General features: G+C 71.4%; 24 protein-coding genes and 1 tRNA gene. 10 read left to right on the forward strand and 15 right to left on the reverse strand.

Translation table 11 applies throughout. From position 1 onward, the window contains the following. Positions 1-204 precede the first annotated feature (204 nt). The 11 genes from ACIQR3_RS25670 to tap all read right to left on the reverse strand — a co-directional run bounded on the left by ACIQR3_RS25670 (position 205) and on the right by tap (position 12,226). Positions 205-1,731 carry a hypothetical protein gene (locus ACIQR3_RS25670; RefSeq protein ID WP_403542844.1) on the reverse strand — a complete coding sequence of 509 codons (1,527 nt, stop codon included), beginning with the start codon at positions 1,729-1,731 and terminating at the stop codon, positions 205-207. A gap of 159 nt (positions 1,732-1,890) precedes the next feature. Continuing rightward, positions 1,891-2,295 carry a hypothetical protein gene (locus ACIQR3_RS25675; protein WP_403542846.1) on the reverse strand — a complete coding sequence of 135 codons (405 nt, stop codon included), beginning with the start codon at positions 2,293-2,295 and terminating at the stop codon, positions 1,891-1,893. Continuing rightward, positions 2,292-3,830 (reverse strand): protein kinase, encoded by a 1,539-nt coding sequence (locus tag ACIQR3_RS25680; protein ID WP_403542848.1) that lies wholly within the window; start codon positions 3,828-3,830, stop codon positions 2,292-2,294. Before ACIQR3_RS25680 ends, ACIQR3_RS25675 begins: the two co-directional genes overlap by 4 nt. A gap of 162 nt (positions 3,831-3,992) precedes the next feature. Then, positions 3,993-4,547 (reverse strand): hypothetical protein, encoded by a 555-nt coding sequence (locus ACIQR3_RS25685; RefSeq protein WP_403542850.1) that lies wholly within the window; start codon positions 4,545-4,547, stop codon positions 3,993-3,995. A 189-nt stretch (positions 4,548-4,736) separates the two neighbouring features. Continuing rightward, positions 4,737-4,810: transfer RNA gene (locus ACIQR3_RS25690), tRNA-Met, on the reverse strand. Between the two features lie 55 nt (positions 4,811-4,865). Beyond that, positions 4,866-5,072, reverse strand: coding sequence for a cold-shock protein (locus tag ACIQR3_RS25695; protein ID WP_047181530.1), 207 nt, complete (start codon positions 5,070-5,072; stop codon positions 4,866-4,868). Between the two features lie 199 nt (positions 5,073-5,271). Continuing rightward, positions 5,272-5,553: an HU family DNA-binding protein gene (locus ACIQR3_RS25700; RefSeq protein ID WP_398015769.1), complete on the reverse strand. Its 282-nt coding sequence runs from the start codon at positions 5,551-5,553 to the stop codon at positions 5,272-5,274. A 251-nt stretch (positions 5,554-5,804) separates the two neighbouring features. Next, positions 5,805-6,530: a hypothetical protein gene (locus ACIQR3_RS25705; RefSeq protein ID WP_403542853.1), complete on the reverse strand. Its 726-nt coding sequence runs from the start codon at positions 6,528-6,530 to the stop codon at positions 5,805-5,807. Between the two features lie 138 nt (positions 6,531-6,668). After that, complete coding sequence (locus ACIQR3_RS25710) at positions 6,669-9,080, reverse strand: Helicase associated domain protein (RefSeq protein ID WP_403542854.1); 2,412 nt, start codon at positions 9,078-9,080, stop codon at positions 6,669-6,671. Positions 9,081-9,118: 38 nt separating this feature from the next. Then, positions 9,119-9,697 carry a telomere-protecting terminal protein Tpg gene (gene tpg, locus ACIQR3_RS25715; protein WP_403542856.1) on the reverse strand — a complete coding sequence of 193 codons (579 nt, stop codon included), beginning with the start codon at positions 9,695-9,697 and terminating at the stop codon, positions 9,119-9,121. Positions 9,698-9,715: 18 nt separating this feature from the next. Further along, positions 9,716-12,226, reverse strand: coding sequence for a telomere-associated protein Tap (gene tap, locus ACIQR3_RS25720; RefSeq protein ID WP_403542857.1), 2,511 nt, complete (start codon positions 12,224-12,226; stop codon positions 9,716-9,718). Positions 12,227-12,490: 264 nt separating this feature from the next. Between tap and ACIQR3_RS25725 the strand changes: the two genes are divergently transcribed. The 3 genes from ACIQR3_RS25725 to ACIQR3_RS25735 all read left to right on the forward strand — a co-directional run bounded on the left by ACIQR3_RS25725 (position 12,491) and on the right by ACIQR3_RS25735 (position 13,856). Beyond that, a complete protein-coding gene (locus ACIQR3_RS25725; protein ID WP_403542859.1) occupies positions 12,491-13,123 on the forward strand; it encodes a hypothetical protein in 633 nt (210 codons plus the stop codon). 77 nt (positions 13,124-13,200) lie between these two features. Continuing rightward, a complete protein-coding gene (locus tag ACIQR3_RS25730) occupies positions 13,201-13,590 on the forward strand; it encodes a DUF6354 family protein (RefSeq protein WP_403542861.1) in 390 nt (129 codons plus the stop codon). 104 nt (positions 13,591-13,694) lie between these two features. Next, a complete protein-coding gene (locus tag ACIQR3_RS25735; protein ID WP_403542863.1) occupies positions 13,695-13,856 on the forward strand; it encodes a hypothetical protein in 162 nt (53 codons plus the stop codon). 97 nt (positions 13,857-13,953) lie between these two features. Here ACIQR3_RS25735 and ACIQR3_RS25740 read toward each other — a convergent pair whose 3' ends face one another. Together ACIQR3_RS25740 and ACIQR3_RS25745 are read right to left on the reverse strand one after the other, a co-directional pair. Further along, positions 13,954-14,175 carry a hypothetical protein gene (locus ACIQR3_RS25740; RefSeq protein ID WP_047181537.1) on the reverse strand — a complete coding sequence of 74 codons (222 nt, stop codon included), beginning with the start codon at positions 14,173-14,175 and terminating at the stop codon, positions 13,954-13,956. 29 nt (positions 14,176-14,204) lie between these two features. Further along, the gene (locus tag ACIQR3_RS25745) at positions 14,205-14,540 is read right to left on the reverse strand and encodes a hypothetical protein (protein WP_403542865.1); all 336 of its coding nucleotides are present in this window, start codon (positions 14,538-14,540) and stop codon (positions 14,205-14,207) included. Between the two features lie 739 nt (positions 14,541-15,279). Here ACIQR3_RS25745 and ACIQR3_RS25750 point away from each other — a divergent pair. Further along, positions 15,280-15,705, forward strand: a complete 426-nt coding sequence (locus tag ACIQR3_RS25750; RefSeq protein WP_403542867.1) for a GFA family protein — start codon at positions 15,280-15,282, stop codon at positions 15,703-15,705. A gap of 25 nt (positions 15,706-15,730) precedes the next feature. On the opposite strand, the gene ACIQR3_RS25755 is transcribed toward ACIQR3_RS25750, so the two are convergent. Both ACIQR3_RS25755 and ACIQR3_RS25760 read right to left on the reverse strand, forming a co-directional pair. Beyond that, complete coding sequence (locus ACIQR3_RS25755) at positions 15,731-17,215, reverse strand: hypothetical protein (RefSeq protein ID WP_403542868.1); 1,485 nt, start codon at positions 17,213-17,215, stop codon at positions 15,731-15,733. A gap of 40 nt (positions 17,216-17,255) precedes the next feature. Continuing rightward, on the reverse strand, positions 17,256-17,768 hold the full coding sequence (locus ACIQR3_RS25760; RefSeq protein WP_403542870.1) for a hypothetical protein: 513 nt from the start codon (positions 17,766-17,768) through the stop codon (positions 17,256-17,258). A gap of 249 nt (positions 17,769-18,017) precedes the next feature. On the opposite strand from ACIQR3_RS25760, the gene ACIQR3_RS25765 reads away from it, so the two are divergent. From ACIQR3_RS25765 to ACIQR3_RS25790, 6 genes are all read left to right on the forward strand, one after another. Further along, positions 18,018-18,605 carry a hypothetical protein gene (locus tag ACIQR3_RS25765; protein ID WP_403542872.1) on the forward strand — a complete coding sequence of 196 codons (588 nt, stop codon included), beginning with the start codon at positions 18,018-18,020 and terminating at the stop codon, positions 18,603-18,605. A 314-nt stretch (positions 18,606-18,919) separates the two neighbouring features. Next, entirely contained in the window at positions 18,920-19,552 is a 633-nt protein-coding gene (locus tag ACIQR3_RS25770) for a hypothetical protein (protein ID WP_403542874.1), read from the forward strand. Positions 19,553-19,650: 98 nt separating this feature from the next. Continuing rightward, complete coding sequence (locus ACIQR3_RS25775) at positions 19,651-20,325, forward strand: hypothetical protein (protein ID WP_403542875.1); 675 nt, start codon at positions 19,651-19,653, stop codon at positions 20,323-20,325. A 67-nt stretch (positions 20,326-20,392) separates the two neighbouring features. Next, complete coding sequence (locus ACIQR3_RS25780) at positions 20,393-20,707, forward strand: hypothetical protein (RefSeq protein WP_403542877.1); 315 nt, start codon at positions 20,393-20,395, stop codon at positions 20,705-20,707. A gap of 83 nt (positions 20,708-20,790) precedes the next feature. Further along, positions 20,791-21,318, forward strand: a complete 528-nt coding sequence (locus tag ACIQR3_RS25785) for a hypothetical protein (RefSeq protein ID WP_403542878.1) — start codon at positions 20,791-20,793, stop codon at positions 21,316-21,318. Next, positions 21,315-22,070, forward strand: coding sequence for a hypothetical protein (locus ACIQR3_RS25790; protein WP_403542880.1), 756 nt, complete (start codon positions 21,315-21,317; stop codon positions 22,068-22,070). The genes ACIQR3_RS25785 and ACIQR3_RS25790 overlap by 4 nt, the downstream gene beginning before the upstream one ends. Positions 22,071-22,133 lie beyond the last annotated feature (63 nt).

Consider the following 22,133-nt stretch of genomic DNA (forward strand, 5'->3'; position numbering starts at 1 on the left):
CGACGCCCGCCATGCCGGGGTACAGACTCCAATGCGCGCGAAGCGCCAGGTTCCTCGATCCGGTTGCCGCACGACAGCCGACGCCTTGGCGACCGCCGAGGTGGAACAGTTGACCGGCGAGGCAGTGCAACGCGCGGCGGAGCCCCGCTCCTCGCCACCCCGCGGCCTCTGGGGTCGGCTCGCTCACCCGGCCCGGCTGGACAGCTAGAACAGGGTCAGCGGCTCGGGAAGGGCTGGGGTGGTCTGGTGTTCTCGGATCGCGTCCCGAAGCTGGGCGGCGGTCACGCGGGCGGCATCGAACGTCTCGGTCCAGCCATTGGGCATCTGGACGGCGGTTAGGAAGACGCCGTGCCCGGCGGCCCGCAGGCGCCGCAGGATCGTCTGCTCGACGGACAGGGCGTCGTCGCCGGTGGGCACGTGGTGTTCGTAGAACAGGGCCCATCCGAGGCGGCGGTGCTGGGCGATGCGGTCGTTGCGCTGAAGAGCGCCAGCGACGCCGATCTTGACGGCGCCGTGCTGCGCGTGGGTGACGACGTAGACGCGGGCGGGCGCGGCGCGGTCGAAGCCGAAGCGGGCGCAGTACTTGCATCTGCGGCCGCTGCGGATCTTGGCCAGGGTGGGCGTCGAGGTGCGGCCGCAGGTGGTGCAGCGGCAGCGCCAGGGCGTCATGGTCGTGGTGTAGGGCTCCAGGGGTTCGAGGCCGGCCTCGCGCATGGAGGCGGCGGCGCGCTCGGGGCCCTCCCGTCGTGCGGCACCGGCGCGGAGGTCGGCGCAGCGCCGGCATCCGCTCTGGCCGGCGAGGATGGACCCGAAGGTCGGCGAGGTGATGGTGCCGCAGCCGTGGCACAGGCACCGCCAGGGGTACTTGACCCCACGGTACGGTTCCTGGGGTTCGAATCCGTGCTCACGCATCTCGGCGACGGCCAGGTCCTCGTCGTGGCGCTGTGCCTCACCATTGGCCCGGTCGGCGCATGGTTTGCAGCCCGGGCGCCGGCTCCGGCCGGTCAGGGAACCCAGGCGCGGGGAGACGATGGACCCGCACTTGGTGCAGCGGCTCTTCCACGGGAACGCGGTGCCGGGGTACGCCTCCAGCGGTTCCAGGCCCGCCGCCCGCATCACCGCTGCCGCGGTCTCGGCGTCGTGGCGCATCGACTCGTTGGCCTTGCGCCGGCCGCAGGGGTAGCAGCCGCCCTGACCCCGCCGGATGGAGCCCAGCGTGGGCTTCCCGGGCGCTCCGCACGCCCGGCATCGGACGGGCCACGGCGTGTCCACTCCCGGGTACGGGCCGAGAGGTTCCAGGCCCGCGGCCCGCATGTCGGCCGCGGCGACGTCCGGGTCGACCGGCGCGTTCGGCGCGCACCACCGGCAGGGCCCGGCACCGGAGTTGATCCGGACGTAGGTGGGTGTGACCTCGCGTCCGCATGCGAGGTGACGGCACCGCCACTTCCGGTCGCTGCCGGGATAGGCCTCGAGAGGCTCCAGGCCGGCCGCCCGCATCACGCCGGCCGCGGCCTCGGGCTCGATCCGGGCCCGCCCGGAGCAGTACACGCAGCCGCCCTGTCCCTTGGTGACGTTGCTCAGGCGTGGGGTCACCTCCCGCCCGCACGCCGTATGGCGGCACCGCCAGGGCGCGGAGCTTCCGGGGTAGGGCTCCAGCGGCTCCAGTCCCGCCGCCCGCATGATCTCTTCGGGCTCGCGGAGGTCCTTCCGTGGCCGGCCGGTGCGCGCCATGCTTCAACTCCCCGCTCGTGAAGGGTGAGCGGGGTCGTGCCTCGCTGTGCGGCGCAGCATAGAGGCGGCCACTGACATCGGCGCCGACCGCGGCCTTGCCGCCGACGGGATGTGCTGCACGCCCGTCGCTTCGGCGCCCAGGCGCCGGGCCGACCGGGCTCAGTTCACGGCATCGGAAGGGGCGCAGGGTTCGTCGCCGGTGCCGTTCGCTCCGGTCAGGTCCTCGCAGATCTTCAGGTGCAATCTGGTGGCGGCGGCATCGAGGCGCTCCCACTGTTCGGTGGTCAGGTCGGGCAGGAGGGCACCGAGGTGGTGCAGTGCGAAGGCGACGGCCGCCGGCACCGCGTGGCCGAGGAGATTGCCGATCCCGGCGCTGTGGGCGTCGTGGTGGAGGTCGCGGCCGCCGGACAGGCCGTAGGCAAGGCCGTACGTGTAGGCCGCTTCCTCGGTGAGGGTGGTGTGGGCGATGGCGCGTGCACCGTCGGCGCAGGCGACGGTGGCCAGGAGCTGGTCGATCACGGGTCCGGGAATGGTCTCCCCGGAGACGGTGGTGGCGTCGTTCATGTGGGGGTAACGGCGGTTCGGGGTCGGGTGACACGCCGGAGTTCGGCGGCTTCCGTCCGGGCTGCCGGGTGAGGGGCGCGGTGGGTTCGGCGAGATGAGAGGACTGCGGTGAGAAGTGCTGTGGCTGGCCACAGCACGGCGGTGACGGCTGTGAGGGCGAGGGGCGGAAGGCCCGCGTGGTGGGCGGCGATCAGCACGGTGGCGGTCTGCAGGGCGCCGGCGGTCGTCGCGAGGTCGCCGTGCCAGGCCGCACGGTGGAGGGTGTGCTCGACCATGCGGCGCACACCGCTGGCGCAGGCGACCATGGCGGGCCCGCCGAGGACGCTGATGGTCAGGGCGGTCGCCCACCGGGAGAAGTCGGTGGCGAGGACGGCGAGCGCCGCGCCGCCGGTGAGGAGCAGCAGGGTTGTGAGGGCGGCCGTGGTGATCCTCAGCTGCCCGGGGTGCGGAGTCTGGGGTGGGTCGAGGAGGTAGAGGACGGCGAGCAGCAGCCCGGCGAGCATGCCGATCCCAGTCGTCCAGGGCGTCGGCACGGTGGTGGTGAGCGAGAGGGCACCAGTGACGACGGCCGCGGTCAGGCCGGCCGCGCACACCGCGGTGCCGCGGGCGAGCGGCTCACGGTGGCGGCCGGCGGAGGTCGTGGTGGCGACCAACGTGGGCGGGTGGCGGTGCGCTGTGGCGGTGGGTGCGTCGGCGAAGGCGGCCAGCTCGGTGTGCAGCCGGGTGAGCCGCGTGCGGGTGTCGGCCGCAGTCGGCCGGCGGTCGGGGTCCTTGTCGAGGAGCTCCAGGACCAGCTGCTCGAGCTCGCGGGGTACGCCGGAGCGCAGGGCGGACAGCGGGGCCGGCTCGTCGTGGACGTGCTGGTTGAGGACCTGCCAGCCCGTGCCCGTGAAGGGGACGGAGCCGGTGAGCAGCTCGTGGAGGAGGCAGCCGAGCGAGTAGAGGTCGCTGGGTGAGCCCAGCGTGGTGTCGCCGCGGGCCTGCTCGGGCGACATGTAGGCCGGGGTGCCGATGGCGACGCCGGTCACGGTCAGGGTGTGGTGGGTGGCCTCGGCCAGGCGCGCGATACCGAAGTCGCACAGCTTCGCGGCGTTGCCGGCGGCCTGGTCGATGAGGATGTTGGCCGGCTTGAGGTCGCGGTGGACGATGCCGCATCGGTGGGCGGTCTCCAGCGCCCGGCTGATCTGGATCGTCCAGGTCAGGGCCTGGGTGACAGGGAGCAGGCGGCCGGTGAGCATGTTCAGCGGCCGTCCGTCGACGAGGTCCATGGCCAGGAAGAGGATCCGGCGGCCGTCGAGGTCGCCGGCGCCGTGGTCCCGGACGGCGACGACGTTCGGGTGGGACAGTCGCGCGGCGACCTGTGCCTCGCGGCGGAAGGCCGCTTCCCGCACCGGGTCCCCCTCCCCCGCCGAGATGATCTTGAGGGCGACGTCGTGGTGTTGGTGGAGGTCCTCGGCGCGCCACACGGTGCCCATGCCGCCGTTGCCGATCGGCTCCTTCAGCCGGTACCGGCCGGCGACCGTCGTGCCGCGCATCAAGTCCTCCAGCCCTGCGTGTCCAAGCTCTGGAGCCGGCCGGCTCCAGACGCGCCGCGGGCAAGGGCGTGCCCCCGGTCCGGCGGAGCATACGAAAACGCCTCGCCGGGACTGAGCGGCGATGCCGATGCGGAGGGCTGCGGTCGGGCCGGAAGGTGCGGATCACACGGTCACGGGCGCCTCCTGCGGCTCGCGGGGCCCCAGATGGCGGATCATCTCCTCACCCAGGTCCAGCAAGGTTTGGAGATGTTCCCTGGCCAGCTCCTTGTGCCCTTCGTCGATCAGGTCCAGCGCGGCTTTTCCCGCAGCGAGGTAGTCGCGAGTCCACTGGTACAAAGGACAGTGGGCTCGGCGGATGATGCGGCCGGCCGCTTGAGCGATCGCTGCAAGAAGGTCAACGTCGAGATCTACCAGGTCGGCATGTGCGACAGTCTCCGTGTACCCGCCTTGAGGCATCTCCCTCTGAAGCAGCCGATCGGTGGCCCCGCACTCCCGTAGAAATCCCAGCACGGCACGCTCAGCTTGCAGGGCCTGGCGTCCGGTCTCGAACCCCGTCACCATCTCTGTCACCCAGCCCTGCCGCGCGTGAGCGCTCAGCCGCGCCTCCCGGGAAGCGGCACCCACCACCCCGACCTTGAGCGCAGCCAGCCCTTCGTGCCGTACCACGTACAGCAGGGCCGGTTCGTCGGCACGCTCGTGGAAGTTGCCCCCAGCCATCCTGTCCCCATCTCGTCGGCTGTGCGGACAGTACTGCCCGCCTCCGACAACGCCCCCTCTTGGCCGGCGCATGCCCCTTCGCACAGCCAGCCCGCCGGGCGTTCGACGAGGATCGTCATCGACGCCCAGGGAGAGCGCGGTATCCGGACACGACGACGGGCCCGGCTGTATGCCAGGCCCGTCGGTCAGTAGCGGGGACAGGATTTGAACCTGCGACCTCTGGGTTATGAGCCCAGCGAGCTACCGAGCTGCTCCACCCCGCGTCGGTGACGCCACTCTACACAGTGGGGTCCGGGGGGTGGCGCGCATTTTCGGGTGTCAGCCGCGGCGGACGATGTTCTCGGCCTGGGGGCCCTTCTGGCCCTGGGTCACGTCGAAGGTGACCTGCTCGCCTTCGTTGAGCTCGCGAAAGCCGTTGCCGGAGATGTTGGAGTAGTGCGCGAAGACGTCCGGTCCGCCGTCGTCCTGAGAGATGAAGCCGAAGCCCTTCTCGGCGTTGAACCACTTCACGGTGCCGCTGGCCATGCTGCTTGTCCTTCGATGTCGCCGGGCGCTTCCCGGTTGGTCTGGAGGTGGAGCCGTCCGTCACCGGAAGGCGTCCGTCGTCCGTTCTACCCCGTGGGCGGCACGTCTATCCTGCTCCGCGTGGTCGCGGCATGCCGTTGCGCTGTGAGTCTGGGGAACATGGCCTTCCGGTGATGAGCCGCTGCCCGGGCACGGCGGGCTACTTGCCCTTGGCGGCTTCCTTGAGCTTGGAGCCCGCGGAGACCTTCACGCTGTAGCCGGCCGGGATGTCGATCGGGTCGCCGGTCTGCGGGTTGCGGGCGGTGCGAGCGGCACGGTGGGTGCGCTCGAAGGTCAGGAAGCCGGGGATGGTGACCTTCTCGTCGCCCTTGGCGACGACGTCGCCGACGGTCTCGGCGAGTGCGGCCAGGACGGCGTCGGCGTCCTTGCGGGTGACCTCGGCGCGCTTGGCGAGGGCTTCGATCAGCTCACTGCGGTTCATGTGCGGTACTCCGTGCTGTTCGGGTTGCCGCGCCTGCTGGGCGGACGCGACGCTTGTGCCGTCATCCTGTCACCGGGGTCTGACAGTGAGGCCGCTCGGGGCGTGGCCCACCCCCACTTTGACCGGACACCGACCTCGCTCCCGCATGGCGCGCCGAAGGCATCCACTCGCCGCCAACGCCGGGCTGACCGTCGCGGGCAGCGCGGCTGATCTGTCGTGCAGCGGGGCCCCGAGCGCGGGGTGCGGAGGGGTCAGTTCGGTTCCGGCGAGGTCGTGGGAGGGGCAGGCGGGTGGGAGGTGTGCTGACGCGGCAGGTGCGTGGCGAGCGAGCCGGCCGATGCTCGTGCAAGGAGGTCGAGAGCGTCGTCGTTGAGCTGCTGCGCTTCGGGGACGGCTGCCGCGCGCTGCGCCGCCTCGGCGTCGGCGAGGTCCGAGGCCCGGGCGGTCTGCAGAGCGTCCTCGATGTGGGATATGCGGTCTTCGACCGCCTTGAGTGCTGCTGTGAGGCGGTCGCGGAAGACGTGGTCGGCCGCGGGATCGGCGAGGGCCGGTGTGCTGGCGTTGAGGGTGTGGCTGCGCTCGGACAGCTCTGCGTGCCGGGCGAGGAGTTGGGTGAGTGCGCGCGCTTCGGCGGCGAGGGTGAGCCGTGTCTCCTCGTCGCGCAGGGAGGCGCCGGCCTCGGTGACCGCGGCGATCCTGGCCTGGAGAGGCTTGAGGTCGTCCGGCAGTTCACGCACTTCCTCCACCTGGTACCGGCCGCGGTATGTGACGGCTGCGGCGTAGCCCTCTCGGTAGCACAACCAGCGGTAGGACTCGCCGCGATCGAAGAGACCTGGCCGCTTGCCGGCCCACGCGGGGCGCGCGGGGACGTTTCCGTGCGCGGGAGGCAGGAGCTCGGGCGGGACCCCGGCGATGAGGGCGGCCTGGCTCGCCGGTACGGACGGGTCGATGGTCACGCGGTATTGCGGTGCGGGCATGGAGGGTTCCTGGGTGGGTGGGAAGAGTCGTCCGCCCGGCTGCGGTAGCTGGCCGACGAATTGAGCAGGGGGTGGGTGCGTACCGTTCGTGGCCGGGAGTTTCGCCGGCGGCGGGCCGGGTCTTTCGAGGAGCTTGGTTCAGGTGCCGGGGGTGGCTGTGAGCGTGGCGGGCGGCTGCGGGTGGCGGGTGATGCCGGCGGCGGTGACGGCCTGGAGGTGTTCGGGGGAAAGGGTGTCCCAGCGTTTGCGGAGGTTCTTGAGCCACTGGCCGACCTTGCACTCCTCACCGTCGACGGTGACGGTGTCGCGCTGGCGGATGTGGACGTGGCCTTCGCGGTCGCGGAAGGCGGCGACGGCCGCCAGGCCCTGGTCGAGCTGCCTCTGCTGGCGGGCGGCGCGGCCGGTGGGCTGCGGCGGCTCATCTTCGGCGGGTTCGATCAGGGTGACGCCCAGTTCGCGCACGAGCCGGAGCTGCTCGGGGTGGAGCGTGCTGTAGTCGGTGCTCTGGGTGCGGACCCATTCGCCGAGGGGTTCGTCGTCGTCGGTGATGAAGTCCGCGGGGAGGTCGTCGAGGACGATGCTGGCCTCGGCGTAGGCGCGGGCGGTGTAGTAGAGGCGCTGCCAGGTGATCGGCCAGGCGGGGTTCCAGTACGGGTCGATCTCGGTGAGCGCGGTGTCGGTGGGGTCGGGTTCCAGTCCGTTTTCCGCGCGGGTGCGTGCGGCGGCTCGACGGTTGGTGAGCCAGCGGCCGAAGGCGTAGTCGCCGATCATCTCGTCGCTGGGAACGGCGAGGTGGCCGCGGCTGGCAGCCCAGTTGCGTGCGTGGAGGAGTCCGCGTTCGGCGGCCTGGGTCTGGAGGTTCCAGATGATGCCGAGGTGTTCGAGGGACTTGATCTGGGCGGGCTTGAGGGTGCCGGCCGCGTACGCCTTGCGCATGCGGTTGATCCAGCGGCCCAGTGCGAAGCCGTTCTCGTCGTCGTAGAGGCGGGGGACGTCGAGGTGCCCGTAGGTCTGCTGGTAGGCGGTGGCCGCTTCCAGGCCGCGGCGGAAGGACGCCTCGCGGGGGTGGAGGACGCGCAGCCGGAACGCCTGGGCGATGGTGTCGGCGGGGAAGGGCCGGTCGAAGACGACGTCCACGGGCACGCCGGTCTCCTCGTCCTCGTTGTCCGGGGCCGGGTGGGCGGGCTGCTGGGGGACGGCGAGACGGTCGGCGATGCGGTCGTCGTGCGCGCGCAGCGCCTGGAGGACCCGCCAGAGCGGCCGGTACAGGTTGGAGCCCATGAGGTCGTCGGCGTCTTCGCCGGGGGCGACGTAGACGGGAACGATGAGGGTGGCTTTCTTTCCCTGGCCGGGCTTTTGGCGAAGGGCGCGTCCGACGGCCTGGACCGTGTCGACGATCGACTCCTTGGGGTCGGCGAAGACGACGGTGTCGATGCTGGGGATGTTGACGCCCTCGCCGAGAAGGCGGGCGTTGGCGATCACGGTGCGGTGGGCCGGTTCGAGGAACTCGCCGGGGCGGCCGTCAAAGCGGTCCAGGAGCTCGCGGCGGTAGGCGGGGTCCTGGGTGCCGTCGAGGCCGGCCGCCCACAGTTCCCCCGGGTCGGGGCAGCTGGTTCCGGTCTCGTCGAGCGCGTAGAGGCGGGCTGCGGTTTCGGGGAGGGTGGCGGCGAAGGCGTGGGCGTCGTCGACGCGGTGGTGGAAGGAGACGACGCGGCGCAGGTCGAGCTCGGCCATGGCACGCAGGACGGCGATCTGGAGGGCGGCCTGGCGCAGCTCGGCTTCGGTGGCCTTGTCGGAAATCCCGAGCCGGGTGCGGATGGTGGCCTCGTGGACTTCCATGACGACGACGCGGTAGTCGGCCAGGAGGTCTATGTCGATGGCCTCGGCGAGCGGGAGACGGAAGCAGGTGTCGCCGTAGAGGGCCGGGTTGTCCATGGACGCGACGAGCGAGTCGTCCTCGTCGTCACCGGGCTCGCCGGCCGACCAGATCCTCGGGGTGGCGGTGAGGTAGAGGCGCTTGTGCGCGGGGATCAACTCGTCGTCGTGGACGGCGGCCCAGCGTTTTCCCACGTCACCACTGGTGCGGTGGGCTTCGTCGACAGCCACCAGCGACCAGGTGGGCAGACCGAAGCGGTGGTGGGCGTCTTGGACACGGTGCAGGGAGTGGTAGGTGGCGAAAACCGTCAGGCCGGGGTTCTGGCGGACGGCGGCGGTCAAGGCGGCCGGGTTGGTGGTGAACGCGACGGACTCGCCCGAGGTGTTGGGGCGTTTGGAGCACAGGGCGAGAACCGGGCCGGTCATGCCGGCGGTGCGCCAGTCGTCGATGGTCTGGGCGAGGAGCTCCAGGGTGGGCAGCAGCACCAGCCGGGTGCCCTGGGGGGCGACACGGGCGGCGGTGCGCGCGGCGACGTACGTCTTGCCGGTGCCGCAGGCCATCACGACGGAGGTCCGGGCGGTGAGGCGCAGCGCGGTGTGCGCAGCGTGGACGGCCTTGGACTGGTGCGGGCGCAGCCTGATCCTGGGCGGCGGGGTGGTGATGGTCGCGGTCACGGGGTGGCCGGTCCTCTCAGCCGGGTGCGGGCGGCGGGTCAGGTGATGCTGAACTTGATGTGGTCGATGCCGGTCAGTGCGACCGACTGAAGGGACGTGGCGCGCGAGCCGCCGTCGGTGAAGTAGTCGTCACGCAGTCCGTCGGCGACGATCTGGGCGAGGTCTTCCTCCGAGGCGCCGGCCTCTTTGGCTTCGAAGAGGGCTGCGGCGGTGGTGGCGTCCAGGCGGCGGGTCAGGCGGCGGTAGCGGGGGTCATTGGTGGTGCCCTTGGGAGACTTGAAGCCAAATTTTCCTCTTACGTCCACTTTGATGCCGCCGGTAGTGATGGCGTCCTGGAGCTTCTTCGCCTTGACGATCGGCTGCCAGAGCTGCTTGACCGTGGCTTCGATGAGGGCGGCGGTCTCCGGTTTCGCGGTTTTGATCTTGTCGTCGCGGTAGCGCTCGACGGTGCGCTGGGACTTGCCGATCTTCTCGGCGACCGCGCGGGCGGCCTCGGCGCGGCTCACGCCTTTCTCCTGCTTGAGCAGGAAGCGGATCCGCGCGCCGAGCGTCTTGGGGATCGGCTGGGAGAAGGCGGTCTCGGCGGCCTCTTCCAGGCGGTCTTCGATCAGTCCCACAGTCAGTCAGCTTCCTCTTCAGGCCACGCGGACGAGCGAGACGTCCTTGATCTCGTTGGCGATGTTCACTCCGGCGACGAGCAGGTCCAGCGCCCAGTCGATGGTCTGGGAGCCCTGGTGCTTGACCGAGCCCGGGTTGACGCCGAGACGGAACCCGCCCCGGATCGGCTCGCCGTCGGGGCCGAGCAGGAGGGGCAGCGGGGACACGCCGTCGACGGCGTAGACGACGCAGTCGTTGTTGACCGCGAGGGGGTAACGGCCCGCCGTGGTGGCGAGGTTGTACATCTTGCGGTGCATGTTGGTGCGTGCCTTCGACAGGATCATGGCGCGGATGTCGGGCCGCCACGTCAGCCGCTTCAGGGCCGGCCACGGGGTGCCGAAGACGTGGTCGAGGCCGATGTTGGGACGTTGGCGCAGCTTGCCGATCCCGGATTTGGCGGTGGCCTTGATGGCGTTCGCCAGGGTCACCAGGAGCGGGTCGCCGTCCTTGTAGCGGGCCATCGCCGCGAGGAAGGCTTCGTCGTCGAGGTCCTGGGTGACGCCGAGGTCGGCCATCACGGTCAGGTAGGCGTTGCGAAGGGTGTCGTACCAGGGCTGGAGGTAGGGGCTGTGGGTCTCGCGGACCCAGGCTTCCATGGGGCGGACGTCGGCGCCGAGTTCGACGGCGTAGGCGACGGTGGGGGTGGCGTACCAGGCGGGGCCTTCTGGACGCGCGCCGCTGGAGGTGAAGGGACTGGGCAGGCGCGGGTCGGTCTCGACGTGGGAGAGGTCCAGGTACCAGGAGCCGGGCAGGTCGGGGTCGAAGTCGGGGTTGCGGGGGTAGTGGATGGCCGGGCCGGTGCCGACGTGGAGGCGCCGGCATGCGGCGAGGAAGGCCACCTGTACGTCGAGGGCGGCGACGTGGGTGCGGGCCCGTTCGTCGTCGGTGATCAGTTCGGCGGGCCGGACCCAGATGCAGGCTTCCTCGTCGAGGGCCTCGCTGGCGGGCCGGGAGCCTTCCTCGGGGTAGTCGGCGGCGACAACGGGGTGTTCGTCGGGTGCCTCGCACGGGGCGGGCTCGACGACGGTGTGGAGGGTGTGGGGCACCTTCGCCGAGACGTACTTGTTCTCCTTCTCGCTCCACTCGGCCTTGGTGGGCGGGCGCAGCGCGGTCATGAGTTCGTCGCCGGTGACCGCGAGGGTGCCGCGGGGGGTGATGACCAGGCGGGCGTAGGTGCCGAGCATGGCGGCGAGGTCGGCTGCGGACAGGTCCCCGGCCCTGCCCCAGGCACGGGTCTCCAACGCGCCCCAGGGCACGAGGGCGAGCTGAACGCAGTGGCGCTTGCCGTCGAGGCGCTTGAAGATCCTGGCCCAGGGGCCGAAGCCGGACTTGGTGAGCTCCCAGCCGGCCTTCGTGATGTTCTTGACGATTCTGTCGTCGGCCGGCAGGCGCAGGTCCTCCTGGTCCGCGAGGTCGGTGGGCAGGCTGAAGTGGGCCACGGCTCCTTCGGTGAGGACGAGCAGCGGGTCCTGGTCGAAGCCGTTGTCGTGGAGCTTGACTGCCCCCAGGCGGATCTTCTTCTTGTCCAGTGCCCAGGCGGCCAGGGCCTGGAGGGTCTTGGCCGGGCACGGGAGCGTGCGGCCGTCGACGAGGTGCGCGGTCAGGGCGCCGTCGGTGATGTCGAGGACGGCCAGCGGGCCGTCGGCGTACTCCGGGGGCACCGGCTTTACGGCCGGCTTCTTCACCGTTTTGCGGCGGGAGGCCGGGGCGGCGGCCGGGCGGCGCGGCGCGGCCGGCGCAGGGGCGGCGGGTACAGAGGGTGCGGCGGCAGCGGGGAGCGCCGGAGCGACGCCCGGTACGGCGGCTGCCCGTGCGGCGGCCGCCGGTGCGGCGGAGGATGTGGCAGCCACGGTGGGCGTCGGCGTCTCGTTCCGCGCGGTGGGCCGGGTGCCGCAGCGGGGCATGCCCATGGCGGCCATGGCCTGGAGGTACACGTGGCGGGGCTGGCCGTCCACGACGCTCGACGTCGGTTGCCCGCAGCGGACGCAGAGCCGGGTGACCCCCTCCGGCAGGTGAATGAAGGATTCGGGCGCGTCGAACTCCGGCTGCGCCGTCTCCGTGAGGGCGGGAGCGGGATCGGGGTCCGGCCAGGACAGCTCGGGAGGGTCCTCGATGTCGAAGTCGAAGTCGAAGTCGAACTCGAGAGGGGTTGCCTCCGCGGCGGCCGCGTCGGGCGCCGGCTCGGGCTCGGGTCCGGGTTCCAGGTTGGCGGAGGGGTCCTGCGCACCAGCGCGGGCGAGCTCGGCGGCGAAGTAGGCGAGGATCCTGGCGTACCGCTGTCCCTTCTCGCCGCGCGGTGTGCGGGGAGGGTCCGATTCCCAGGTCCACACCGTCTCGCGGCGCACATCGTTGGCCTGGCCCATCTGCGTCACCGTCCAGCCGAACGCCTCGCGGAGCCTGACGCGTTCCGCCGGGTCCGGCAGTGGCGGCACCGGGCCGTCGAACGGGATCCGGTCGAGTACGGCCGCTACCGGGTCGCTGCCCCCCATCTCCACCTCCACTCTCACCATCCAAATCTAACGCGAATCTAACGCAGCAGTCACAGTCGACGCAAGCGCCTTGCTGGTGTTCCAATATGTATTGTGACCGTTGCCTGATTAGTTTTCAAGATGTATTGTCATTGCTTGTTGGTCAGGGCCGCCGCGAAGACAGCGGTCGCGCCCAAGGAGGCAGTGCACACCGGAACTTCCCCGTCTCCTGGCCCGCCGGGGTCTTCCTCCCGCGTCCGACATGACACCTGAGGAGTACGCACCATGCCCTTTCTGTCCCCCGAGCCAGGGGAACCCGCTGCTGCGGGGTCGAGGATCGTCGTGGAGGCCGGCGACATCCTGATGCGCCGCAGTCTCACCGATCACGCCCCCGCAGCCCAGGTGCACGTGATCGAGGCAGCCAAGGCTCTGGAGGACTTCCGTCTCGGCCACGGCGCCGCGCTGGAGCGCGCCGAGGCCCTCCTCGACCGGGCGATCACGACGTTCCAGGAACGCACCGGCGAGCACGACGAGGCCGCCTGGCAGGCTGCTGCGGTCTACATGGTGGAGCTGTGGGCGACGCGTTTCAGCGCGGCCCGCCTGACCGCGTTCGACCCGGCCCCGCCGCCGCCGTCCCGGTTCACCCCGGCACATCCGCTGCGGCTGGAGACGGTCAGCCGCGAGGCCCACGACCACGTGCTTCGCGCCGGCCGGTGCCTTGAGCGCACGGTGCGCCGCCCGGACGAGACGGACGTGGTCCGCGCGCAGCACGGCATGCACGAAGCCGCCCGGCTCCTCCATGACCAGCTCGACGGGCTGTCCATGCCGCTGTGGGTGCTCATCGGCAGGTTCTGCGCCGAGATCCAGGCGGAGAACCTCCGCATCCGCAAGGCTCCCGCCCCCGGGGCCACGGCCTGAGACCCCCGTTCCTACGCTCGTCCCCGGGCGCGCCCGCCGCCCGGCACCAACCCTTCGCCCCCGTTGAGGAGTTCCCCATGAGCGCCAGCCCCTCCCCCGTCTCGTCCACCGCCAGCCCCGTCCGGGTCGGACAGCTGTGGCAGGACATGGCCCCCGACATGGTCGACCGCGAGCGGATGCTGCGCGTTGTCGCCGTGACGGAGACACACGCCGAGTGCGTCATCGAGCGCGACAAGCAGGGCACGGCCGGCCGCAAGACGCGGCCACTGGCCCTCAGGCGCTTCGCGACGAGCGCGTTCAGGCTGATCGAGGACGTCATCGACGCCGCCGACCAGGCCCGCTACGCACGCTTCCTGGCGGCGATGACGGACGTGCAGGGTGCCAACCCGTCGCCCGTGGAGTACGCGACGGCGGCACTGCGTGTGCACAACGAGCTCACCGCCGAGGCGGCGAGGGCCCACCACTGACCGGCCCCGCGAAACCCACTGCCACCCGGGCGCCTTCGCGAAGGCGCCCGGACCGAGGGAACGCGGCTCCGGGGCAGCCACTCGACCGACCTCCCCCGGAAGGCATGTACAGCTTCGTGCTGCTCCCCTACATCCGGTACTCGGCCGACGCCAAGAAGCTCTACGAGGACGAGGTGCCGTTGCCGCTCCTCCCGCCCAACTCGGTGCCCTCCGTGGACTACCGGAAGGTGATGACGCACCTCGGCTTCGTCGACCTGGCGGCCTGAGCGTTTCCACTGGAAATGGCGGTGGCCCCCACCCACAGAGGGTGAGAGGCCGCCGCCGTTCTGTGCTCGTACGGAGGCCGGCGCGCCCGGCCGGGGCTCACTCCTGGAACTCGCGGCTGGTCACGCCGTAGAAGGAGGGCTTCGCGGGCCGGACCTCGGACCGCTCCAGCGTGTCGGCGAGCGGGGCGAAGGTCTCGCTGCGCCGGACGACGTTGAGGAACTTGCCCAGCGCGTCCTTGTCCTCCCAGAGTGCCGACGCGGTGCTGATGATCAACGACTTCAGGTGATCCGACTCGGTCACGGTCTCGCTCGCTGCCACGTTGTGTCCCCTCCTGGTCATCGGGACGATCAGCCAACCAACCGGCGGCCCTGCCCCGCAAGACGGCCTTCGGTCAGGGGCCGGTCCAGGATGCTGTGGGTCCCGACCCGGTGCCACACGATGTGCGGTCCCGCGATCCGCTCGCGGCCGTAGGACCACGTTGCGCGGCCGTCCGGCGCCCAGGTCAATTCGTAGACGCCCGGGGCGCAGCGGACGCGCTTGATGCGCAGTCCGGGCCGGAAGCGCCCGGTGCGCAGGTCGGGGACGAAGGCTTCCCGTACGACGCGGCGGAAGCGCTGGCGCTGGGCGGGGGTGAGGTGCTGGAGGTCGGTGGTGAAGCGGGGGAGGGTCTCGAAGGTCGGCACGGTGGGTTCCTCCGGGCAGCACGACGAAGCCCCCGACGGATGCCGGGGGCTGCTGTAGCGGTGCTTCCTTGGTGCTCGTCTCTTGGCGCGTGGTGATGCTCGGTGGTGCTGATTGGTGGCGTCCGGGTCGTGGTGTGCGTGCTGCCGGAGAGCGATGACATTCGCGTCCGGCCCGGCGCCGCTTCCCGCCCGGTGGGCCCTGGTGAAGAGAGTTCGGCCGTTTCTCCCGCCTGGCGGGACGTCCTGCTGATCGCCCTCTTCTTGCAGTTCAGAGCCGTGTGGCGTGGTCTGGATGACAGTGGATATGGTCATCCGGGCCGCTCAGATGTACCGCTACTACCTGCCCGCCGGGGGGTCTGGTCGCCGCGCCCTTCCGCTACTACGAGGACGAAGTCGGGCCGGCCGTTGCTTCGTGACCATCTGCTGCTGTCGGTGAAGGGGGCAGCGCGCACGCGCCTCGGAGTTGGCGTGATTCTCCGCATCTGCCGGAACGGCTGGAACGCGGGCTCCGTACGGACGGATTCACCGCTCCCGTGTCCACAACGCCGGGTTCCACGAGCGCTGCGATGAGGCCGACGCGTCCCGTGGAACCCCTCTCCCGTCGCGGCTTCCAGCCCAGAGACACACGTCCTGGTGAACCGGTCCGCAAGACAGCAACCGAACTGCTGCCCGATCGGTAGAGGTGTACGTGGGCAGCACGTGCGTTCGTGCCGCCGGTCTTCGATCCTGGGAGCAGCCCGTGACTACCACCGCTTCTTCTTCGCCGTCCGCCGTACGCCGCGGCGGCTGCCTGTGCGGGGCCGTCCGCTTCGAGGTGCCCGATGCTCCTGACGCGCCCCACCTGTGCAGTTGCCGGCACTGCCAGAAGTTGAGCGGCGGGCCGGTGATGTCGTGGGTCTCTTTCCCTCTGGTGGGGCTGGTGTGGAGCGGGCGGGAGCCGCTTTGGTTCTACACCTACCCGCAGGAGACCCGGCGCGGGCGCTGCCCCGACTGCGGGAGCCAGTTGTGCGCCCTGGACGACGGCGCCGTGAGCATCGCGTTCAACTTCAGTGCCCTGGACGACTCCTCGGACCTCGTCCCGGAGTTCCAGAGCTACGCCCACGACGCGGTGCCATGGCTCAGGCCGGTCACCGACACCCGGCCCACGGCCGCCGCGGGCAGCTGACCGCCGACCGGGAGCGTGCCCGGTGTCAGGAGGGGATGGTCGACGCCTTCGCCACGGCGTGGGCGTAGCTCATCTCGATGACCTCGCGCTGCGCGGAAGTCTGCTCGGTCAGTTCGCGCAGCCGCTGGGTGTGCAGGTGGGGGTAGCGGACGTCGGTGCTGAGGGTGCCGTGGCGGGTGATCCACCGAGGGCTCGGCAGCGCGCCCTCGGTGAGGGGGAGCAGACCGTACTCCCAGCCGATCAGCTCATCGCTGGGGTCGGTGCGCACTTCCGCCCAGCCCACGGTGATCGTCCCGGCGGGGGCGGCGCCGTCTGCTTTCTCCCGGGCCGCGGCGGCGGTCAGCAGGAGCATCTGCGGCTGCAGGGCGCGGGGCTCCGAGCTTGCGGTGCGGCCCTGGGCGACATCTTCGGCCAGGGCCGCGTGCAGCACTGTCTCAGCGTCCTCCCGGGTGTCTTCCAAGCGGATGTGGCGGGAGCGGCAGGCGGTGACCCACCCGTAGCCGTGCGCCATGCCCTTGCCGGCCCGCGCGAGGTAGCCCAGCAACTGCCCATGGTCGACGACCGGGTACAGGGCCGCCGTGCGGTCCGGCTCGTCCAGGACGGAGCGCGCCTGCTCCTCGTCGAGGTAGGGCAGCGGCTGCCGGCCGACGGCTGCGGCGGCCCGCTGGCGGGCGGCGGCCTGGCGGGCGCCGCGCAGGGCCTTGAGCGGATTGGACATGTAGTCGTGGCCGAGGTGATCGACGGCGCTGCCGTCGGCCGCCACCCAGGCGTGGAGGGCATCGAAGGGGCCTGTGCGGAAGAGGTATCCGATCGTCTCGCCCTCTTCCTTGACGGGCCGGAACCCGGCCGCGGCCGGCCAGACGCGGCGCGCGGCCGTCTTCGCTGCGGCACTCACCTCTCGGTGGGCCTCGTACGCGGCGCGGACCGCCTGCTGTGCGGGGGCGGGGTCGTAGACGGGGAAGGGCCACTTCGCGGCGTTCCAGTCGGCGATCTCCTCATCGGTGATGTCGTTGGGGGAGACTTCCGCGTCTACGGTCACCCAGTGCGCGCGGTGGAGGTGCTTCCACGTCCACCCCGCCAGCTCGCCGGAGTCGGTGCGCACGGGTTCGTAGGTGAAGTGGCGGGCTCCGTCTCCGAAGACGTCGCAGACGGCGGGTTTCACGGCGTCCAGGGCTGCTCGGTCGAAGTCGGACTCCCGTGTCCGGTCGAGGTACTGGTCGCCCAGGACGCCGAGCCGCACTGCGGGCGCCCTGGTCGGTTCGGCCGGCTGGCGCAGGGCCGGTACGAGGTCGGCGACCCAGGCGCCACGGCCCAGGGCGTGAACGGTGACCAGGCCCTCCTCTTCCCACTGGCGGGCGAGGTCGAGCAGGCGCCGCCCGGGGGCCCCGTCGCGGCGGACGGAGCCGCGGAAGACGCCTCGGGCCAGTTGGTTCCACAGCCTGGCGTGAAGGGGGGTCGGCAGGGCCGGGCGGATGGTGTCGGCCATGACGGTGGGGCGGTTGGCGGTCATGGGCTTTTCCCCTTCTGCGGGAGGAACGGTGGGAGAGGGCTCAGGCGGCCGCGGGGCGGGTGCGGACCAGCCGGTCGCCGAGACGGTGGACGTGCCCGAGGTACGTCCTGGCCCTGGCGGCGTGATCTGCCGGGTCCTCGCCGGCCCGCAGGACGGGGACGTTGAGGGCCGCGAGCAGCAGAGGGCTGCCTGCCGGGCCGAGGTTGCGCAGGAGGCCCTGTGGCGGGCCGGACCGTGCGTCCACGCGGCCGCGGTTGAGCCGCAGGTCCAGGACGGTGTAAGGCGGCCGGGGTCCGCCGGCGACGAAGTGAGCGAGCCAGGTGGCCCGGTCGTGGCCGGGTCCGGGCTCGTAGTCGGGATCCGGGCACCCGAGGAGGAACTCGCCCAGTTCTGCCAGATGGTGACGGGCGAGGGCTGCGGTGTGCACGAGCTGGTCGCGGACGGTGCGGAAATCCGGCTCGGACAGCGAGAGGGCGACGCCTGCCGGGGTGTCGTCCAGGACCAGACAGGCGCGCGGCGAGGCGGTGTTCAGCGGGATGGTGAGGGTGCGCACGGTACGGCTTCTCCAGGAGGCGGCGGGAGCCCTTGGCGGGCATGACGACCGGCCCGTACCGGAGCGGGCCGCGTCCCCGCGCTCGCGGGGAGAATCCCGCCAGGACCGGCTCTCCTGGCCCGGTCATGCTAGCCGCACGGATCAGCCCGGCTCCGGCGTTGTCCGAAACCGGACGGCCTGCCGCAGGGACGAAGACCCGTTGGCCGGGCAACGCAACGCCTCGGCCTCGCGAAGGCGAGAATGGCGGCCATGTCACTCTCCCTGGCCCGCTGCGTGGAAGTGGTTGCCCACCTGCTGGATGGATGCGGCCCGCTGGAACCGGTCCGGCTGTGCATGAGCGAGGGGGACGTGCAGGCGGAGGTGTGCGCGAGCGGACCGGCCGCCTCCGTGAGCATGGCGCGGCTTGCAGTAGCGACGGGCAGCGAGGCGGCCGGCCGGACCGACGCTCGTGACGACGGTGTGATCACGGCGGATCTGGAAGACGACGTGGTCCTGGTCGCCGCCGTGGACGCCCCGGTGCGCGGCACTGCGACCGGGCTCCGCGCGACATCGACGGCGGCGGGAGCCTCACTGCTGAGGACACTGGCCCCGTGGACGGCCGCACTGGACCAGGAGCTGCTGTCGGGGGCCCAGTTGTGGGTCGAGGACGACGGTCAGGGCTTCACGGTCCGGCTGCTGGCGACAGCCGCGTGCGGTGATGACCTGGAGAGCGTCGCCGCTGCCGCCGGGGCGGGACTGGAACGCGTCCGGACATGGCGCACCGACAGCGGACTGGACGGGCGAGGGAGCCTGCCGTGCGGCCAGAGCGTTCACCTCGGCGTCGTCCGCCTTTCCTGACCACCCCAGCCAGCCACCAGCCACCTCGTAGTACGCGGTGCTCAGGGGGTAGTTCCGGGAGGCGGCTCCGGGCCACCGACGGCTCCACCGTCTCGTTCGGACTGAACGGCGGTGCTCCACAAGCCCCGTGAACGGGCAGGCCCGCACGGTGGCCGGCTTCCCCTGAGGACAGAGGTACGGCCTACACTCCTCACTGTTGTTGCTTATTTGCATTTCGATGTGTAATGTCATCCGTGTTGAGGGCGCCGTTCCCCTCCATCCCACACGCCCCTGGAGCCGCACCGCCGCTCCCCCTTGCCGCGTACGGAGCACCGATGAACCCTGCCCCCGCATCCGAACTGGCCACGGCCGTCCGCACCGCACTGACGCCGTTCGTCACCGATCCGACCGCCGGCACCCTGTGCGACCTGAGCCGCGCCATGAGCAAGATGACCGCCTACGCCAACTCCAGCCACTACGCCCGCCGCAACCGTGAGATCCCCGGGCCGTGGACCGACAGCTACTTCGCCTGCGACCACGCCCACGAGCACATCCAGAACGTCAACCACACGTTCGCCACCAGCACGGCCCCCACACCGCTGGACGTCCGCACCGTCAAGTACGCCGTCCTCGCCGCCGTCGCCCTCTTCGACGACGCGGCCCGCAGCGACACCCCGAACCCCGGTGCCGAGCACGAGTTCAGCGTCTTCGCGATCGCCCGCGCCGCTGCTCACCTCCTCGGAAGCGGCTGGCAGGCGGAGCCCGGCCTCCACAACACCAGCGGTCTCATCCAGCACTCCGTCGGTGAGGACTACCTCCTGGCTGTCGGGGACGTCGGCGACATGAGCCCGGAACTGTACGTGGAGAGCGACGACCACCGGCACATCCTCTGGGGCACCGCCGGGGAGGGCCTGCCCGCACTCGCGCAGCGCGTCGCCGACACCATCCGCGACCCCGCCCTGGCCTGACCCCCGGCGCTGCCGCGCGCCGGGACGAACACGCGCGCCGCCCGCCCCCGCCCATACGGGCCACGCCTCGACCTCCCTTCTCGGAAGGATCCACCCGCATGACCAGCACCGTCTCCGGCTTTCCAGTACTCGGCGCGGCGATCGTCGACCTTCTCGGCCACGACTGGGAGTTCGTGCAGACCAGGCCCTCGCAAACCACCGGTTCGATCCGGCACCGCGACGGCAAGCACCTCGGCTTCGTCGTCGCCGTGGAGGCGAACGGCAACCTGACCGTCCAGGCCGGCGACTCCCAGCCGCTGGCCGTACTCCAGACCACCGAAACCGCTCAGGACACCGAGCACGCCGCCAACGCCGTCGTGGACCTGATCCGCGACTCGCTCAAGTCTGCCCCCGTCAAGCTGGACGACCAGCTGCCGTTCGAAACGCTGCTGGCCGTCTACCACCGGGCGGAGCGCCTGATGAGCGCGCACATCGAGCAGGTGCTGCCCCGGCACGTGGAAGGCGCCGTCCGTGCGGCACTGGACAAGAAGACCTTCGCCGAACACGGCGCGCCCGTCTCGGCCTCCTTCGACACCACGGAGCAGGACAACGGCTACGTCTGGCTCGCCGACGAGACCCAGGTCGTGCTGGCCGACGGCACCCAGCGGACCGTCGACCTCGGCTGGGCGGGCCAGTGCCGGAACTTCCTTGTCGACCACGCCCTGGAGCACGAAGTGGGCGACGACGACGTCCTCACGGTGACCTTCGCCCCGTCCGGCCTCCGTATCGCCTGACACAGCCCGCCCGTCGGGGGCCGCGTCCGCCGCACGGCCCCCGCCCGCCCCCGGAAGGACCCACGCCATGGGCAACACCCTCACCCCCACCAGGGCCTTGACCGCCGTCACGCGCACCACCGTCACGGTCGCCGTCACCGAATCCACCGTCCATCGCATGACGCCCTCAATGTGGGACGCCCTTGCCGAGCTCGATGCCTGCCCGCTCGACTCCACCGCCATGGCGTGGTTCGTCGGCACCCGGGGGCACACCCACGCAACCTGTTCCCGGCTCGTCCGGGCGGGCCTGGCCGAGTACCAGGGGAACGTCTGCCTGATCACCGAACCGGGTCGCGCCGCCCTCGCCCAGCGGTCGGCCGACAAGCAGCCGGCCACCACCTGACACAAGCCCCTCACCCCACCGCTCCCCCATTCCGTTTCGGGGCCGGGCCTGCAAGGCCCGGCCCCGCCCGACCCAAGGTCCCAATGAACCCCCACGACGCAGCCCTCTCCCTCTTCGAAGCCCTCCTCGCCGAAGCCCAGCACTGGGCGTGCGACGACCCCGACGACCAGGAGGTGCTCGAAGCGATCGGCCGCGCGCCTACCCCGCTCGACAAGCTCGCCCTGATGCAAAACTCCAGCCTCGTCCCCAGCGGACTGTCCTCGGCCGTCGCCGACGCCCTCCTCGCACTCGACCCCGCCACCTACTCCTCCGCACCCACACCCACGCCCCCTCGAACTCCCATGGCCGACCCCGAACTCCACCGCATCCGTGCGGCGTTGATCACCGTGGCCGACGCCTCCCCCGAGGACGACGCCCCCAGCGACGTCTACGAAATCCAGGTCCACGGCGTCAGCGTTCTCATCCGCCGCGCCCAGTGGGGCGCCCACGCGCATGTCGCCTACGTGCACATCGAAGACCAGGCCCATACGCCCGGTCTGCTGCTCGTCGAGGTGAACAACGGCGGAAAGAACGAACACCCCCGCCCCCTCCCCCACGGAGCCCGCACATGACCCTCGACCGCGCCTACACCGCCGCCCGCCAACTGATCGACCCCGACGCCGACTACACCGTCCACGTCCGTGCCGACAACGGCTGGCAGTCCCCCGGCAACCGCGACCAACGGGAACTCCCGGGCCTGGACGTCCTGCTGGCCGCCCGCCGGGTGCTGCGCACCCAACCCGCAGGCCGCGTGTGGAGCACCCTCCCCGACACCCTGAACGTGTGCACCGGCGACGGCCTGCTGTGGCTGCGCTTCACCGTGACCACGCTCGCCGAGACCGGCCTGTGCGACGCCGCCGGGTGCGCGGACTTCCTCACCGACTCCGGCCACTGCCCTCGGTGCGCCGTCGGCCCCGGCCCCGGTCCCGGCGGCCGCGCCCCCACGGGGGTGTGGAAGGTGCTCGGCCTGGCCGACTCCGCCGTCCTGCCCGTCACACGTGACGACCTCACCACGACGGACCTGGTGCTCCTGGCCCGCGCCTGCCACACCCTCGACCAGCAGCACCATGCCGTCCACGCCCGCACGCCGCTGCCGCCGGAGGCCAGGCCGCTCCTTCAGCGCCTGGCACTCGTCCTCGACGACCTCGACGAAGGCCGTACCCACGCCCTGAACCCCGCCGACGTCTTCTCTCGGGAGGAGTTGCTCACCCTCGCCGACACGGCACTGGCCCTCTACCGTGCCCATGGGGACCCCGATGATCTCCTGGGCAGTCCGTCGGTACTGCGGCTGGCCCACCTCGCCTACGCGGACATGCCGGACTGAAACTCGGAGGCCCGGCCGGCCTCGGCCGGGCCTCCGCCCGGACGGCACAGCCCGGCGCGTCCC

Origin of the sequence: Streptomyces sp. NPDC090994 (assembly GCF_044768905.1) — a bacterium.
Classification (GTDB): Bacteria; Actinomycetota; Actinomycetes; order Streptomycetales; family Streptomycetaceae; genus Streptomyces.

Coding starts and splice junctions, on each gene's coding strand:
- ACIQR3_RS25785 (WP_403542878.1), top strand. CDS start 20,791: ATGAACCCCCACGACGCAGCCCTCTCCCTCTTCGAAGCCCTCCTCGCC.
- ACIQR3_RS25670 (WP_403542844.1), bottom strand. CDS start 1,731: ATGGCGCGCACCGGCCGGCCACGGAAGGACCTCCGCGAGCCCGAAGAG.
- ACIQR3_RS25685 (WP_403542850.1), bottom strand. CDS start 4,547: ATGGCTGGGGGCAACTTCCACGAGCGTGCCGACGAACCGGCCCTGCTG.
- ACIQR3_RS25755 (WP_403542868.1), bottom strand. CDS start 17,215: ATGACCGCCAACCGCCCCACCGTCATGGCCGACACCATCCGCCCGGCC.
- ACIQR3_RS25770 (WP_403542874.1), top strand. CDS start 18,920: ATGAACCCTGCCCCCGCATCCGAACTGGCCACGGCCGTCCGCACCGCA.
- ACIQR3_RS25765 (WP_403542872.1), top strand. CDS start 18,018: ATGTCACTCTCCCTGGCCCGCTGCGTGGAAGTGGTTGCCCACCTGCTG.
- ACIQR3_RS25730 (WP_403542861.1), top strand. CDS start 13,201: ATGAGCGCCAGCCCCTCCCCCGTCTCGTCCACCGCCAGCCCCGTCCGG.
- ACIQR3_RS25695 (WP_047181530.1), bottom strand. CDS start 5,072: ATGGCCAGCGGCACCGTGAAGTGGTTCAACGCCGAGAAGGGCTTCGGC.
- ACIQR3_RS25675 (WP_403542846.1), bottom strand. CDS start 2,295: ATGAACGACGCCACCACCGTCTCCGGGGAGACCATTCCCGGACCCGTG.
- ACIQR3_RS25790 (WP_403542880.1), top strand. CDS start 21,315: ATGACCCTCGACCGCGCCTACACCGCCGCCCGCCAACTGATCGACCCC.
- ACIQR3_RS25725 (WP_403542859.1), top strand. CDS start 12,491: ATGCCCTTTCTGTCCCCCGAGCCAGGGGAACCCGCTGCTGCGGGGTCG.
- ACIQR3_RS25780 (WP_403542877.1), top strand. CDS start 20,393: ATGGGCAACACCCTCACCCCCACCAGGGCCTTGACCGCCGTCACGCGC.
- ACIQR3_RS25700 (WP_398015769.1), bottom strand. CDS start 5,553: ATGAACCGCAGTGAGCTGATCGAAGCCCTCGCCAAGCGCGCCGAGGTC.
- ACIQR3_RS25775 (WP_403542875.1), top strand. CDS start 19,651: ATGACCAGCACCGTCTCCGGCTTTCCAGTACTCGGCGCGGCGATCGTC.
- tap (WP_403542857.1), bottom strand. CDS start 12,226: ATGGGGGGCAGCGACCCGGTAGCGGCCGTACTCGACCGGATCCCGTTC.
- ACIQR3_RS25705 (WP_403542853.1), bottom strand. CDS start 6,530: ATGCCCGCACCGCAATACCGCGTGACCATCGACCCGTCCGTACCGGCG.
- ACIQR3_RS25680 (WP_403542848.1), bottom strand. CDS start 3,830: ATGCGCGGCACGACGGTCGCCGGCCGGTACCGGCTGAAGGAGCCGATC.
- ACIQR3_RS25735 (WP_403542863.1), top strand. CDS start 13,695: ATGTACAGCTTCGTGCTGCTCCCCTACATCCGGTACTCGGCCGACGCC.